The sequence below is a fragment of the Nonomuraea sp. NPDC049141 genome (assembly GCF_040648415.1).
In the GTDB taxonomy this organism is placed as follows: domain Bacteria; phylum Actinomycetota; class Actinomycetes; order Streptosporangiales; family Streptosporangiaceae; genus Nonomuraea.
This window is the reverse complement of sequence record NZ_JBEZDR010000001.1, coordinates 1,015,645-1,031,521: the sequence shown is the minus strand read 5'-3', so window position 1 is coordinate 1,031,521 and position 15,877 is coordinate 1,015,645. Positions and strand designations below refer to the sequence as shown.

8 protein-coding genes are annotated in these 15,877 nt (G+C 71.0%); 3 read left to right on the top strand and 5 right to left on the bottom strand.

What is annotated here, in order from left to right:
• Nucleotides 1-112: 112 nt before the first annotated feature.
• The gene (locus AB0B91_RS04775; protein ID WP_358315581.1) at nucleotides 113-2,638 is read right to left on the bottom strand and encodes a DNA topoisomerase IV subunit A; all 2,526 of its coding nucleotides are present in this window, start codon (nucleotides 2,636-2,638) and stop codon (nucleotides 113-115) included.
• 125 nt (nucleotides 2,639-2,763) lie between these two features.
• Here AB0B91_RS04775 and AB0B91_RS04770 point away from each other — a divergent pair, with 125 nt between their 5' ends.
• Both AB0B91_RS04770 and AB0B91_RS04765 read left to right on the top strand, forming a co-directional pair.
• Entirely contained in the window at nucleotides 2,764-3,579 is an 816-nt protein-coding gene (locus tag AB0B91_RS04770) for a TauD/TfdA family dioxygenase (RefSeq protein ID WP_358315578.1), read from the top strand.
• A gap of 227 nt (nucleotides 3,580-3,806) precedes the next feature.
• Nucleotides 3,807-5,894: a RecQ family ATP-dependent DNA helicase gene (locus AB0B91_RS04765; protein WP_358315576.1), complete on the top strand. Its 2,088-nt coding sequence runs from the start codon at nucleotides 3,807-3,809 to the stop codon at nucleotides 5,892-5,894.
• On the opposite strand, the gene AB0B91_RS04760 is transcribed toward AB0B91_RS04765, so the two are convergent.
• Both AB0B91_RS04760 and AB0B91_RS04755 read right to left on the bottom strand, forming a co-directional pair.
• Nucleotides 5,887-8,700, bottom strand: coding sequence for an ABC transporter substrate-binding protein (locus AB0B91_RS04760; protein ID WP_358315573.1), 2,814 nt, complete (start codon nucleotides 8,698-8,700; stop codon nucleotides 5,887-5,889). The genes AB0B91_RS04765 and AB0B91_RS04760 overlap by 8 nt on opposite strands.
• A 59-nt stretch (nucleotides 8,701-8,759) precedes the next feature.
• Entirely contained in the window at nucleotides 8,760-9,650 is an 891-nt protein-coding gene (locus tag AB0B91_RS04755; protein WP_358315570.1) for a sugar kinase, read from the bottom strand.
• A gap of 148 nt (nucleotides 9,651-9,798) precedes the next feature.
• On the opposite strand from AB0B91_RS04755, the gene AB0B91_RS04750 reads away from it, so the two are divergent.
• Nucleotides 9,799-12,537, top strand: a complete 2,739-nt coding sequence (locus tag AB0B91_RS04750; RefSeq protein ID WP_358315566.1) for a GNAT family N-acetyltransferase — start codon at nucleotides 9,799-9,801, stop codon at nucleotides 12,535-12,537.
• Between the two features lie 306 nt (nucleotides 12,538-12,843).
• Here the strand turns inward: AB0B91_RS04750 and AB0B91_RS04745 are convergent, their stop codons facing one another.
• Entirely contained in the window at nucleotides 12,844-14,247 is a 1,404-nt protein-coding gene (locus AB0B91_RS04745) for an MFS transporter (protein WP_358315563.1), read from the bottom strand.
• A 373-nt stretch (nucleotides 14,248-14,620) separates the two neighbouring features.
• Nucleotides 14,621-15,706: an NAD(P)/FAD-dependent oxidoreductase gene (locus AB0B91_RS04740; RefSeq protein WP_358315560.1), complete on the bottom strand. Its 1,086-nt coding sequence runs from the start codon at nucleotides 15,704-15,706 to the stop codon at nucleotides 14,621-14,623.
• Nucleotides 15,707-15,877: the final 171 nt, after the last annotated feature.

Below are 15,877 nucleotides of genomic sequence, written 5' to 3'. Positions count from 1 at the left end.
CGGGAGCGTTTTATAACAACCCATGCGAACCCAAGTGAAGCCGCCCGGCCACACGTGGGCCGCCCGGCCACACGTGGGCTGGGCGCCCGCACGTGGGCCGGGCGGCAGCACGCTAGAACAGCGGCGCGTCCTCGGCCGGCTGAGCCGGCGCGTCCGAGTCCGCTGAGTCGGCCGCTCCGGCGCCGAGGGCGCCGCCGACGGCGCCGATGGTGTTGGTGAGGCGGACGCCCGATCCGTCGCGGCGCCCGATCTCGTCCGGCAGCGGCACCGGCTTGCCCACCGAGGACACCGCCTTGGCCGGCGCGGGCCCCGCCCAGGCCAGCAGCAGCACGTCTTCGCCCTTGAGGAAGCGCTGGGCCCGGACCCCGCCGGTGGCCCGGCCCTTGGCCGGGTATTCGGCGTAGTCCGACACCTTGCCGCCCCCGACCTGAGTCCCCGGCAGAGCGGTGGACGAGCCCGCCACCGTCACCACCTGGGACGGCCGCGACGGATCGACCACGCCGAACCAGACCACCCGGGCCGCGTCGTCGAGCCGGATGCCCGCCATGCCGCCCGCCGGACGTCCCTGCGGGCGTACCTGCGAGGCGGGGAAGCGCAGCAACTGCGCGTCGGAGGAGATGAAGACCAGGTCGTGCGCCTCGGATTCGAGCTCCACGGCGCCCAGCACGCTGTCGCCCTCCTTGAGGGTGATCACCTCGAAGTCGTCGCGGTTGGCCGGGTAGTCGGGCACCACCCGCTTGACCACGCCCTGCACGGTGCCCACGGCCAGGCCAGGGCCGTCGGGGTCGAGTGAGCCGAGCCCGACGACGGTCTCGTCCGGCTCGAGCGCGACGAACTCGGAGACGGGATGGCCACCCGACAGCGACGGCGGGTTGGCGGAGGGCGGCAGCGTCGGCAGATCGACCACCGCGACGCGGATCAACCGGCCCGCCGACGTCACCACGCCGACCTCACCTCTGACAGTGGTGCGGACCACGGAGACCAGCACGTCGTGCGCGGAGCGTTCGTCGCCGCCCGACAGTGGCGAGGCGTCGGAGGTGCGGGCCAGCAGCCCGGTGGAGGAGAGCATCGCCAGGCACGGGTCGTCGGCCACCTGCAGGTCCACCACCGCCGCCGCCGTGCGGGGCGCGCCCGACGCCTCCAGCAGGACGGTCCGGCGCGGTGTGCCGTACTTCTTGGCCACGTCGGCCAGCTCGCCCGAGACCACCTGGCGCAGGCGGGCCTCCGACGACAGGATCCCGGTCAGCTCGGCGATCTCGTCGCTCAGCGTCTGCTTCTCGCGGTCGAGCTCCAGCTTGTCGAAGCGGGTCAGGCGGCGCAGCGGCGTGTCGAGGATGTAGGCGGCCTGGATGTCGCTCAGGTCGAAGACCTCCATCAACCGGGCGCGCGCCTGCGCCGAGTCGTCGGAGGTGCGGATGACCTGGATGACCTCGTCGATGTTGAGCAGCGCGATGATGAGGCCGTCGACCAGGTGCAGGCGCTCCTCGCGCTTGCGGCGGCGGAACTCCGAGCGGCGGCGCACGACCTCGAGCCGGTGGTTCACGTAGACGCTCAGCAGCTCACGCAGGCCCAGCGTGCGCGGCTCGCCGTCGACGAGTGCCACGTTGTTGATGCCGAAGGTCTCCTCCATCGGCGTCAGCCGGTAGAGCTCCTCGAGCACGGCCTCGGGGATGAAGCCGTTCTTGATCTCGATGACCAGGTGCAGGCCCTTGTGCCGGTCGGTGAGGTCCTTGAGGTCGGCGATGCCCTGCAGCTTCTTGCTGGTGACCAGCTCTTTGATCTTGGCGACGACCCGCTCGGGGCCGACGTTGTAGGGCAGCTCGGTGACGACGAGGCCCTTGCGGCGCGGGGTGATCTGGTCGACCCTGCACTTGGCGCGCATGCGGAAGGTGCCGCGGCCGCTCTCATAGGCGTCGCGGATGCCCTGCAGGCCGATGATCGAGCCGCCCGTGGGCAGGTCGGGGCCGGGCACGAAGCGCATGAGCTCGTCGAGCGTCGCGTCGGGCTTCTTGATCAGGTGACGGGCGGCGGCCACGACCTCGGCGAGGTTGTGCGGCGCCATGTTGGTGGCCATGCCGACCGCGATGCCGGTCGTGCCGTTGACCAGCAGGTTGGGGAAGGCCGACGGCATGACCGTGGGCTCGGTCTCCTGCCCGTCGTAGTTGGGCTTGAAGTCGACGGTGTCCTCGTCGAGGGACTCGACCATCAGCATGGCCGCCGGGGCCAGCCTGGCCTCGGTGTAACGCATGGCGGCCGGCGAGTCGTCGGGGGAGCCGAAGTTGCCGTGGCCGTCGACCAGGGGCAGGCGCATCGAGAACGGCTGCGCCAGCCGGACGAGGGCGTCGTAGATCGCGCCGTCGCCGTGCGGGTGGAGCTTGCCCATCACATCGCCGACGACCCGGGAGGACTTGACGTGACCGCGCTCGGGGCGCAGGCCCATCTCGCTCATCGAGTAGAGGATGCGCCGCTGCACGGGCTTGAGACCGTCGCGCGCGTCGGGCAGCGCACGCTGATAGATCACCGAGTAGGCGTACTCGAGATAGCTTGCGCGCATTTCCGAGGAGACGTCGATGTCGACGATCCGCTCCTCGAAGTCCTCGGGTGGGGGTGCAGTCGTACGTCGGGCCATGTCGAACATTGTGCCGAAGAAAGTTGAGTGCCCGCGACGCATCGGCCGCGCCGGTCGGAACGAGTATGCTTGACCAAGCAATTGCTTGGGCGTTACGTTCGGAAATAAGCGGCACACTCGCTTCCGGAGGCGTCATGATCGAATTCCATCCCGTGACCAAGCACATCGGCGCCGAAGTGACAGGTGTAGACCTGCGCAAGCCGCTGGCCCAGGAACAGGTCGAGACCCTGCGGGCCGGTTGGCTCAAGTACCTCGTGCTGTTCTTCCGGGACCAGGAACTCGACGATGAACAGCACCTGCAGTTCGCCCTGAACTTCGGCACGCTCAACCACCCGGCCTTCAAGAAGGACAGCGCCAGCCCGATCCACGTGCTCGACCAGACCGACCCCAAAGGCGAGGGCGGCGACGAGTGGCACAGCGACAACACCTTCGAACCGACGCCCCCGATGGGGTCGCTGCTGCGCTGCGTCCAGTTGCCGAGTGTGGGCGGCGACACGTGCTGGGCCAACACCTACCTGGCCTACGAGACGCTCTCACCGTCGATCCAGCGGCTCTGCGACGAGCTCACGGCGGTGCACGACATCACGATGTCGATGAAGAAGGCCATCTCCAAGGGGCATCCGTTCGACCTGGCGGAGGTCCAGGCGAAGTGGCCGCCGCTCGAACGGCCCGTCGTGCGCGTACACCCCGAGACCGGACGCAAGGCGCTGTTCGTGAACCGCGCGTCGACGACCCGGCTGGTCGGGCTGACCGATCGGGAGAACGAGGCGTTGCTGCCCCTGCTGATCGACCACATCCGGTCGCCGGAGTACCAGCTCCGGCTCCGCTGGCGGCCGGGCACGCTGGCGTTCTGGGACAACCGCCCCACGCAGCACTACGCGGTCGCCGACTACACGGAGCGCCGCCGCATGCACCGCGTCACGATCAACGCCTTCCCGGAGCACCAATAACCCCTGTGGCCACCGGCCGGGCCACTGGCCGCCACCGGCCGAGAACGCGCACGTAACGGCGGCCGGCCCTGTGCGGGTTCAGCGGCCGTTTTCCTGGAGGCCCTCAGCCATGGACGGCGGGTGGCGGTGGGTGCGGCTGTGCCGTAACGGAAAGAAGAGGTTTGTCGGTCCGTGCGGTGCCGGTGCGGTGGGCGCAAAAGTCGGTGGGAGGTGGTAACAAGGACCACATGATTGACGCCCCCGATTCGGCCATGTTGCGTGAAGAGGCTGAGGCTCGGCTGCGAGCGCTCGCCGGTGACCATGCCCGGCTGCGTGATGACCAGTGGGCCGCCATCGAGGCGCTGGTCGTGGATCGGAGCCGGGTGCTCGTCGTCCAGCGCACCGGGTGGGGCAAGTCGGCCGTCTACTTCGTGGCCACCGCCCTGCTGCGCGGGCTCGACGAGGGGCCCACGGTCATCGTCTCGCCACTGCTCGCCCTGATGCGCAACCAGATCGCCGCCGCCGAGCGGGCCGGGATCCGGGCCGTCACCATCAACTCGGCCAATCCCGAGGCGTGGGAGGAGATCTACGCGCAGGTGGCCGAGGGGCAGGTCGACGTGCTGCTGGTCAGCCCCGAGCGGCTCAACAACCCCGACTTCCGCGACAACGTGCTGCCCGAGCTCGCCGAGAGCGCGGGCCTGGTCGTGGTCGACGAGGCACACTGCATCTCCGACTGGGGGCACGACTTCCGGCCCGACTACCGCAGGCTCGCCACGCTCTTCAACGAGCTGCCGCCCGGCATACCGGTGCTCGCCACCACCGCCACCGCCAACGCGCGGGTCACGCGTGACGTGGCCGAGCAGATGGGCGAGGGCACGCTGGTCCTGCGTGGGCCGCTGGAGCGGGAGAGCCTGCACCTGAGCGTCGTACGGTTGCCGACGGCCGAGCAGCGGCTGGCGTGGCTGTCCCAGGCGCTGCGGGAATTGCCCGGGTCCGGGATCATCTACACGCTGACCGTGGCCGCGGCCCACGAGATCTCCGGATATCTGCGCGATCAGGGCTACGAGGTGGCCGCCTACTCCGGGCAGACCGATCCCGCCGAGCGGCTGGCCGCCGAGGAGGCGCTGCTCAACAACAAGATCAAGGCGCTGGTGGCGACGAGCGCGCTCGGGATGGGGTTCGACAAGCCCGATCTCGGGTTCGTCGTCCATGTGGGGGCGCCGCAGTCGCCCGTCGCCTACTACCAGCAGGTCGGCCGGGCGGGGCGCGGGGTCGAACGCGCCGAGGTGATCCTGCTGCCCGGCATCGAAGACCGCGATATCTGGGCATATTTCACCTCCTTGGCGTTCCCGCCCGAGCCGGTGGTGCGGGCCACGCTCCAGGCGCTCGAAGAGCGCGGCGTGCTCTCCACCCCCGCGCTCGAGACGGCCGTCGACCTCAGCCGGGGGCGGCTGGAGATGATGCTCAAGGTCCTCGACGTCGACGGCGCCGTACGCCGGGTCAAAGGCGGCTGGGAGGCGACCGGCCGGCCATGGGACTACGACGCCGAGCGCTACGCCCGCATCGCCGGCGAGCGCAAGGCCGAGCAGGAGGCCATGCTGGGCTACCTGACCACGACCGAGTGCCGCGAACGCTACCTGCGCGGCCACCTCGACGACGAGACGGCGGGCCCCTGCGGCAGGTGCGACAACTGCACCGGCCAGCACCGCTCGCCGGAGATCGCCGAGCAGGCCGTCGCGGGCGCCCGCGAGCGGCTGACCAGGCCCGGCGTCGAGGTGGACGCCCGCAGGCAGTGGCCGACCGGTCTGTCCGACCTGTCCGGCCGGATCAAGCCGGAGCTCGGCGCCGAGCCGGGCCGGGTGCTCGGGCGGCTCACCGACATCGGCTGGGGCAACCGGCTGCGCGAGCTGTTCCACGGCGCCGACGGGCCGATGGCCGACGACATGTTCAAGGCCGTGATCCAGGTGCTGTCCGCGTGGGACTGGCGGGAGCGGCCCGTCGCCGTGGTCAACGTGCCGTCCGCGTCGCGGCCGCTGCTCGTGCGCGGCTTCGCCGAGCGGCTCGCGCAGGTCGGACGGCTGACCTATCTGGGTGAGCTCGGCTACCGCGACGGCTCGCCGGGCAAGCAGTTCAACAGCGCCAAGCGGGTTCAGGCGGTCAGGGCGACGCTGGCCATGCCGAAGGAGGTCGGTGCCGCCATCGCGGCGTGCGGTGGTCCCGTCCTGCTGATCGACGACCGCATCGACACCGGCTGGACGATGACGCTCGCCGCCGCCCTCGTACGCCACGCGGGCGCCCCCGCCGTGCTGCCGCTGGCCCTGGCGACGGTCAGCTGACGCCCATCGTCAGCAGGTCATAGTTGGCATAGACCGGGCTGACGTACACGTTGGTCGTCTTCTTGCCGCGTACGAGCAGGTTGCGCTCCCAGGAGAGCGGCACCAGCACGGCCTCGTCGGCGATCTTCTGTTCGACCTCGCTCCAGCGCTGGGCGCGCGTGGCGGCGTCGAGTTCCTGCCTGGCCGTGTCGATGAGGGTGTCGAGCGCGGGCAGGCGGACGTTCACGTTGATCGAGTGGCCCTTCTCCAGGATCTCCCTGCTGTCGGCCAATGGGGTGACGAACGACTCCACGTCCGGCCAGTCGGGCACCCACGCCCTGGCGATCAGGCCGACGTTCTCCTTCTTGAGGTATTCGGGGTTGCCGCCGTACTTCGCGTGGAAGTCCGCGAGCGAGAAGCCCCGGATCTGGAGCTTGATGCCGGCTTTGGCCAGCGACGCCTGTACGGCCTGCGCGGCGGCGGACTCGCCGAAGGTGTCGCGGTAGATGTAGGTGGTGGAGAACCCGCCGGGTTTGCCGCAGGCGTTGAGTGACTCCTTGGCCGCGTCCACGTCGCCGGACGGAGTGAGGCCCGGCAGGAGCGCGTGCGTGCCGGGGATCAACGGCGGCACGAGCGCGTTCGGTATCTGGCCGCCCTCGTTCAGCCCTCCGACGAAGGCCCGGTTGATCGTCGCCAGGTCCAGGGCGCGGATCACCGCGCGGCGGCAGTCGACCTTGTCGAACGGCGGGACCTGCGGGTTGATCGCCAGGTAGCGGATCTGGGTGCCGACCGGGGCGTCGGCGCGGCTCTTGACCGCCGGGCTGCCGTAGACGTTGGCCGAGTCCAGGTCCGGGATCGGCGAGCCGACCTCCGTGTCGCCGTCCAGCAGTTTGGTGCGCGCGTCGGCCGCGGGCAGCTCGTACTGGAGCTCGTACCGGTCCGGGAGAGCCTTGCGGTTCGGGTCGGTCGCGGGGTCCCAGTTCGGGTTGCGGACCAGGACGATCTTGTTGTCCGTCGCGCTGTCGAACTTGTACGGTCCCGACGAGGTCACCACGTATCGGTATTTCTCACGGGTGTCCTTGGCCCGCGGCACGGGGACGGTCTCGGGCAACTGGACGACGGCGTCGAAGGCACCGTACGGCTTCTTGAGGTGGAACACGATCGTGCGGTCGTCCGGCGTCGCGATGGCCGAGTCCGTGTTCGCGTCGGGCGACTTGTACGGTCCCTGGTAGCCGGCGGGCAGGTCGAGCATGGTGTCGAAATAGGTGGGACCGTTGCTGAAGTCGCTGTCCATGCTCCGCAGCACCGCGTACTTCACGTCCGCCGCGGTGACCGGTGCGCCGTCCTGGAACTTCACGCCGCTACGCAGCCGGTAGGTCCACGTCTTGCCGCCGTCGCTCACCTGTCCCAGAGACTCGGCCAGGTCGGGAACGAGCTCGGTGCCCGCTTTCCCCGGGACCGGCTTGAACATCGTCAGCGACCGGCCGTAGAGGCGGATGGCGTTCATCACGTCGGGATAGTAGGTGTTGCCCGGATCAGTGGAGTCCAGGCTGTACGCCGAGGCTAGGCGGAGCGTGCCGCCGGTCTTGGTGGACGGGTTCGCGACCGCCGCGACCGCGGCGTCGAAGCGGTCGGACCAGGGGGTGGCCGGGTCCGTCGGCCCTGCTTCCGGTCCCGTCAGGTTGAGGGCGCGGGGGATCAGCCACACCCCGAGGCCCACCATGAGCGCCGTGGCCACCGCCGCCACCGACACCAGCACACCGCGCCGCCGGCCGCCGGGCGCGGTCACGGGCGTGACGCCGCCGGGATCCGTCCCCGAGGGTCGTAGGTACGGCGAAGGCGCCTGCGGTCCGGACTCCCAGCGGGGCCCGACCGGTGGCGCGGCCTGCGGATAGGCCGCGCCGGGTGACGGGGCCTGCGGGTACTGAGGGTGCGCCGCACCAGGTGCCGGGGTCTGTGGGGACGCCGCGCCGGGTGGTGCGGTCTGCGGGTACGCCGCGACCGGTGGTGGCGGTGGTGGGGCGCTCGTCCGGATGAGCTCGCCCAGCACCTGCTCCGCCGTGGGCCGCCGCCGGGGATCCTTGCCCAGCGCGGTCCAGAGCAGCGCCGCGAGTGGCTCCGGTACCCCCGACAGGTCCGGATCCATACTCAGGATGCGGTGCATCACCACCGGAAGCGCCCCAAATCCGAACGCGCTGTGCCCCGTGGCCGCGTACACCATCGTCCCCGCCCACGCGAACACGTCGCTGGCCGGAGACGGCTCGCCGTGGAACTGCTCCGGCGCCATGTACGCGGGCGTGCCCACGATGCTGGTCGTCAGGCTCTGGCTCACGTCGAGCGCCCGCGCGATGCCGAAGTCGATCACCCGGGGCCCGTCGGGAGCGAGCAGCACGTTGCTCGGCTTGAAGTCGCGGTGCATCACCCCGGCCCGATGGATCGCGGCCAGCGCGGTGGCGGTCGCGATGGCCAGCCGTACCAGCGCCTGGTCCCGCAGCGGGCCCTCCCCGGACACCTGGCGCTGGAGCGACGGACCGTCCACGTACTCGCCGACGATGTACGGCTGGTCGTTGACGGCGCCCACGTCGAGCACCCGCGCCGTGCAGAACTCGGCCACCCGCCGGGCGGCCTCAGCCTCGCGGCGGAAGCGTCGTACGGCCTGCTCGTCGTCGGCGAACCTGGCGTGCAGCAGCTTGATCGCCACCCGCTCGCCGGCCGGGGAGGTGCCCAGATAGACGCTGCCCTGGCCACCCTCGCCGAGGAACCCGGTGACCTGGTAGGAGCCAACCGACACAGGGTCGCCTGGCCGTAACGGACGCACGCCCAGCATCCGGCTCCTTATCGTCCTTTTTCGGGACTCCTACGATAAAGGGCGCCGGAAAGATCGCACTAGAGGCGCGGACGCGCTCCCAGGTGCACGATCGCCTGTGCCGCCAGATGGCAGCCGGCGGTCAGCGCCTCGGACGGCGGCTTGCCCTCCAGCCACGGCGGCAGGAACCCGGCGCAGAACGCGTCGCCCGCTCCCGTGCCGTCGATGATCCGGTCGACCGGCTCGGCGTCCACCCGGACCGGCTCGGAGCGGCTGTTGCCGAACCAGAGCGCGCCCTCGTCGTTCATCTTGATCACGACCTGCGGGAACCAGGCGGTGAGCACCTTGGCGGCGGCCTCGGGATCGTCGCGGCCGGTCAGCACCTTCGCCTGGTCGACGTTGGCGAACAGCAGCTTGGCCCCGTTGGTCCACTCAAGGAACGGCTCGGCACCCGTACGCTCCAACGGCGCGGACGACGAGCAGTCGACCGAGATCGACATCCCGGACCGGCGAGCCATGTCGAGCGCGGCCAGCCCCGCGTCGCGGGACCCCTCGTTGATCAGGGTGTAGCCGGACAGATGCAGATGACCCCCGCCGAACAGGTCGCGGGGCAGGTCCTCCGGCGAGAGCGCCGCGTTGGCGCCCGGGTCGGAGAGCATGGTCCGCTCACCCTTGTGCGTGACGAGCACCACGCAGGTGCCGGTCGGCCGCTCAGGGTCCATGACGAGCCGGGCGTCCACGCCGTAGCCCATCAGCTCCATGTCACGGTTTCGACCGGTGATGTCGGCGCCCCGGCGGCCGATGAAGGCCACCTCCGCACCCTCGACGGCGAGCCAGGAGGCGATGTTCGCCCCTGATCCACCGCCGTGCATCGTCACGATCGCCGGAGTGTCGCTCGCCCTGGCGAGTGCATAACGGGCGCGCGCGACCGCGTCGGTCATGAGATCGCCCACCACGACGACCCGCGTCATGATGCCACCACCTTGCTGCCTTCAGAACGAGCCTGGCCAACGGCAAAACTAACAGCTTCCGGGCTACCCGTGGGGCGTACCCCGGACACAGGGGGTCAGTCGATGCACAAGCGTTGCCCAATAGGCCCTGCGGAGCCCGGCAACCGGGATGCGGTCTACGCTCGGGACTGTGGAGGCTCAGTACCCCGCCCACTGGGAGGCCGACGTCGTCCTGGCCGACGGCGGCACCGCTCACGTGCGCCCGATCAAGCCCGCCGACGCCGACCGACTGCGTGCCTTCTACTCCCGGCTCTCCGACGAATCCATCTATTTCCGCTTCTTCGGCCCGAGGCCGCGGCTCTCCGACAAGGAGGTCGCCTGGTTCACCACCGTCGACTACGCAGACCGGGTCGCGCTGATCGCCACCATCGGCACCGAGATGGTGGCCGTGATCCGCTACGACCGGACGGGGCCCGGCGAGGCCGAGACGGCCTTCCTCGTCGAGGACGCCCACCAGGGCAGGGGAGTGGCCTCGGTGCTCCTGGAGCACCTGGCCGCCACGGCCCGCGAACGCGGCATCGAACGCTTCGTGGCCGACGTGCTCCCCGCCAACATGAAGATGATGGGCGTGCTGCGCCAGGCCGGATACACGGCCGAGAGCCGCTTCGCCGACGGCGTCGTCCGCATGACGCTCGACCTCACCCCCACCGACACCTCGGCCGAGGTCACGACCGCCCGCGAACACCGCGCCGAGGCCAGATCCATCGCCCGGCTGCTCGCGCCCGGCTCGGTGGCGGTCATCGGCGCCTCGCGCGAGCCGGGCGGCGTCGGCCACACCGTGCTGCGCAATCTGCTCGCCGCCGACTTCAGCGGCCCCGTCTACCCGGTGCATCGGGAGGTACGGGCGATGGCGGGCGTACGGGCCTATCCGAGTGTGACGGCGATCGACGACCAGGTGGACCTGGCCGTGGTGGCCGTGCCCGCCGCCGGCGTCGTCGAGGTGGTCAAGGAGTGCGCGGAGAAGGGCGTGCACGGGCTGGTCGTGGTCTCCTCCGGGTTCGGCGAGACGGGCACCGAGGGCCGTGAGCGGCAGGACGAGCTGGCGCGCATCGCCCGTGCGTACGGCCTGCGGGTCGTCGGGCCCAACTGCCTCGGCATCGCCAACACCGACCCGGCCGTCAAACTCAACGCCACCCTCGCCGCGACCGTGCCCGGCCGGGGCCGGGTCGGCTTCTTCAGCCAGTCGGGCGCGCTCGGCACCGCCCTGCTCCAGCGGGTGGCGCAGCGGGGGATGGGCATCTCGTCGTTCGTCTCGGCGGGCAACCGGGCCGACGTGTCGGGCAACGATCTGCTCCAGTACTGGGAGGAGGACGCCTCGACCGAGGTGATCCTGCTCTACCTGGAGTCGCTGGGCAATCCCCGCAAGTTCACCCGGCTGGCCAGGCGCCTGGCGCGGAGCAAGCCGATCGTGGTGGTCAAGAGCGGCGGCACGCCCGACAGCCACTCCGCGGAGGCGCTCGGGCTGCCCGACTCGGCGATCAGCTCGCTGTTCTCGCAGGCGGGGCTGATCCGGGTGGACGACCTCATCCAGCTCTTCGACGTGGGCCAGCTCCTGGCCTACCAGCCGCTGCCCGCCGGTCCGCGCGTCGGGCTGGTCACCAACTCCGACGCCCTGGGCCTGCTGGCCGCCGACGCCTGCGTCGCCGCAGGCCTGGAGCCCCTGCCTCCGGTGAACCTGGGCGCCGGCGCCGGAGCCGCCGCCTTCGGCGCGGCGCTCGCGGACCGGCTCGGCTCGTCGTCGGTGGACGCGGTGGTGGTGATCTACATGCCGCCGATCCCCGGCGAGGACGCGGAGGTGGCGGCCGAACTGCTGCGGGTGTCGGAGGGCTCGGCCAAGCCGGTGCTCGCCACCTTCCAGGGGCATCTCGGCATGCACCCCGATCTGCGGGTGGGCGCCGTGCCCTCGCGGGGGTCCATCCCCTCGTACGCGGCGCCGGAGGAGGCGGTCAGGGCACTGGCGTACGTGGCCCGGTACGCGCGGTGGCGAGCTCAGCCGTCGCTGCCACCGCCCGAACTGCCGGACATCGACCCGCCCCGCGCCCGCACCCTGATCAACCGCGTCCTCCATCCGGAGGCCACCGCCGTGGCACCTTCCGCGGAATCCGCGGCGGAATCTCCCGCCGCGGATTCCGCTTCCGCTGCCGCGCGGAGTCTCTTCGCCGAGCCAGGGCCGTCGGTCGAGGCCGAGGCGGCCGACGTGGCCGAACTGCTCGCCTGCTATGGGCTGAGCGTCTGGCCCGCCGAGGCGGTGCGGTCCCCGGACGAGGCGGTCGCGGCCGCCGAACGGCTGGGCTGGCCTGTGGTGCTCAAGGTGGCCGGTCCTGAGGCCGCCCGCCGCGCCGGCACCGTACGCCTCGGGCTGGCGGGGCCCGACAGCGTGCGGCACGCTTACGCCGAGTTCGCCGGCCAGTTCGGCGAGGACGTGGAGCTGGCGGTCCAGCGGATGGCGCCGCAGCCCGCCGTACCCACCGTGGTGAGCGTCACTGACAACCCGGCGTTCGGGCCCATCGTCTCCTTCGGGCTCGGTGAGGTGACGGCGCGGCTCCTCCTCGACCAGGGCTTCCGGCTGGCGCCCCTCGCGGGCGAGGACGCCGCCGGGCTGCTGCGCTCCGTCCGCGCGGCCCCGCTGCTGTTCGGCGAGTACGGCTACCCGCCCGTGGCGGTCGACGCCCTGGAGGATCTCCTGGTCCGGGTGGGCCGCCTGGCCAACGACCTGCCGGAGGTGGCCCGCCTGGACCTCGACCAGGTGCTGGTGGGCAGGGAGGGCGTCATCATCCTGGGCGCCCGGGCGACGATCCGCACCCCACCCGGCCCCCGCCCGGACGGCGGCCCCCGCAGACTGTCCTGACCGCTGAGGAGACGGAGCGGCGGTCGTGCGCTTGCCCATCTCCCCGATCCCTCGTTTGCCACGCGGACACGGGAACGCCGAGGGAGGCGCACAGGGCTCCCATCCGTCGCGTACGTCGTCGACCAGCAGGCGCCTCTGCGCCCACGGCGGCGACATGGTCCTCGAAGGCCTTGATCAGGTGATCCTCGCTCGCCGTGTCCCCGGAGAAGCAACCTGGCCGAGGTCATCCGCGGTCAGTCGTACTCCTTGAAGACGTGTGGAAGGACACGTTCCGCACGGCGACTTCGCCGGTGAACACGGTCGCGGTCATGGAGTGGAGTGGAGTTTGCGGCGGTCGGCGTACTCGCGGGCCAGGTCGTACAGCGCCGCCGCCAGCGCGATCGAGACGAACAGCGCCACCACTCCCAGGCCGTGCCGGAACGCGGTCGGCCAGCCCTGCCCCAGCGCGCCGAAGAACACCGACCCCGCGGCGGCGATGCCGATGGCCGAGCCGAGGCGCTGACCCGTTTGAAGGACTCCGGCCGCACTCCCGCCCTGTTCCGGGGGAACCTCCGACAGGCTGATGGCCTGATTGGGAGAGATCACCAAGCCGCTGCCCATCCCGGCTACCAGCAGGGGCAGCGCCGTCGCCGCGCCCACACCGGCGCCGGGAACCAGCATGGTGGCGACCATCGTCGCCCCCAGTCCGGCCAGTACGGCGACCAGGCCGATGGCCACCAGGCGGCGCCCGGCTCGCGAGACCAGGCGCCCGCCTGCCACCGACGCGCCCGCCGAGCCCAGCGCGAAGGGGCTGATCGACATCCCGGCCAGGAGCGCGCTGTAGCCGAGACCGCTCTGCAGGTACAGGGTGAAGATGAAGAAGATGCCGGTGAATCCGGCGAAGTAGAAGAGCGCTATGGCCGTGCCGAGGCTGTAGGAGCGCTTGGCGAACAGCCCGAGGTCAACCAGGGGCTCCTTGCGGTACGTCCGTTCCCAGACCACGAAGCCCACCAGGACGAGCAGCGCGGCCGGGAGCAGCAGCCACTTGGTGCTTCCCGGCCACTGGTGCTGCTGGATGAAGGGCAGGAGCAGGGCGGCCACGCCTGTGCCGAGCAGGAGTACGCCGACGGGGTCGAGGCTCTCCTGCCGCCGTGGCAGGCCGGGATGCGGAGCGGGGAGGAATTTGTAGGCCAGGGGAAGGAGCGCGATGCCGATCGGGAGGTTCACCAGGAACACCCAGCGCCAGCCCTGCTCAGGCCCGAAAGCCGAGACCAGCGCGCCCCCTATCAGCGGCCCGAGCGCCGTGGACACGCCGATCGTGGCGCCCAGCGCACCGAACGCCCGCCCTCGTTCGGAGCCGCGGAACATCTGTTGGATCAGCCCCGACACCTGCGGGTTCAGAATGCCCGCCGCCATGCCCTGTACCAGGCGGGACACCAGCAGCACCGACATGCTCGGCGCGAAGCCGCACGCCGCGCTCGCCACCGTGAACAGGGCGACCCCGACCATGAAGACCGCTCGACGGCTGCGCGCGTCACCGAGCCGCCCGGCGGGCACGAGCAACAGCCCGAACGTGAGCGCGTACCCGGACACCGTCCACTGAAGACCGTCCTCGGAGGCCCTCAGGCCCGCCCGGATCGAGGGCAGTGCCACGTTGACGATGCTCACGTCCAGTCCGGCCATGAACGCTGACACGAGACAGACGCCCAGCGCCCGTGTCCGGTCGCTCATGGTGGCCTCCCCTGCCAGCCCGGCCTTCCCCAAACGAGCATGATTCCCACTAGAAAGTGAAATATCGGCCCGGCAGCGCTCCGATAGACCCGCCAACCACCCAGAACCCCCGCTCAACCTGCCCTGCATCCGGGTCCCCCGCAACCCGTCCCGCTCGGCCACTCGGGCTTGCTCCGCCACCCGGCGGTCCCTCACAGCCAACGGCTTCCCGCTTCCCGCTTCCCGCTTCCCGCTTCCCGCTTCCCGCTTCCCGCCTCCTGCGGTCCGCTTCCTGCCTCCCGCCTCCCGCCTCCCGCGGTCCGCCGTCGGCGGTCCGCCGTCGGCGGTCCGCCGTCCGTGAAGTGGTGGCGAATGTGTACGACGGCCTCCGTTGTCACAGGCCGTGGCGGCGATCGCCGAGAACGCGTTCGCACAGCTCCGCTTCCACCTCGGCGGAGAACGGATAGTGTGCGGCCGCCTTCCGTGCCCGGTACGCGGTAACGGCCCGAGCCGTGTCCTGCGCGATCAGGTCGGCGTTGATCGCCGCTCCGGCCTTCAACCCCGCCGTGGCGGCGCCGATGACCTGAGCCATCGGGTCGGCGACGTTGCCCGCCACCCACACCCCGGGCACGGAGGTCGCCCCCGTCGCATCGGCGGCGATGTGGCTGCCGATCACGTGACCACGTACCTCCAACTCGGCCGGCTCCAGGCCCAGCCCGACGAGGACGTCGGCGCGGGCGGTGAAGCGCGGGATGACCACCAGCGCCTGGATGGGGATGACCCGCCCGTCGGCCAGGTTCACGCCGGTGAGCCGGTCGTCGGTCACCTCCAAGCCGGTCACCTGACCGTCGACGACGGAGATGCCACGGGCGGCGAACTGCTCACGTTCCTCGTCGCTGAGTTCGGGCGCGGTGTGCGAGAACAGCGTCACGTCCGCGCTCATCTGCCGCCACATCAAGGCCGCGTGAACCGCCATCGCCCCGGTCGCCAGGATGCCGATCGCCTGATCACGTACTTCCCAGCCATGGCAGTAGGGGCAGTGCAGCACGTCCCGCCCCCATCGCTCGGCCACTCCCGGCACCTCGGGCAGTTCGTCGACCAGGCCCGTGGTCACCAGCAGCCGATCCGCCTCGACCCCGGTCCCGTCGTCGAGGACGACACGGAAGCCCCCGTCTGTATGACGTTCAGCGGTCATGACGGTCCCGTCCAGGAACTCCCCGCCGTACGCGCTCACCTCCGCTCGCCCCGAGGCCAGCAACTCGGCGGGAGAAGTGCCTTCACGCGTCAGGTAGTTGTGAACACCGGCCGCAGGGGCGTTGCGCGGGTGCCCGGCGTCGATCACCAGCACCGATCGCCGTGCCCGCGCCAGAGCCAGCGCCCCGCTCAGCCCAGCGGCTCCACCCCCGAGCACCGCTACGTCATAGCGCTTCTTCAGAGGTACGGAATCGGCGGCCGGAGACTGCAGGTTTTGTGTAGTCATGCCGCGTACTCTCACCCCGCATCCACCAACCTGACAAACTTCCTTGCCGCATTGGTAAATAGTTAGATCCCGGCACCCGGCACCCGGCACCCGGCACCCGGCACCCGGCACCCGGCACCCGGCACCCGGCACCCGGCACCCGGCACCCGGCACCCGGCACCCGGCACCCGG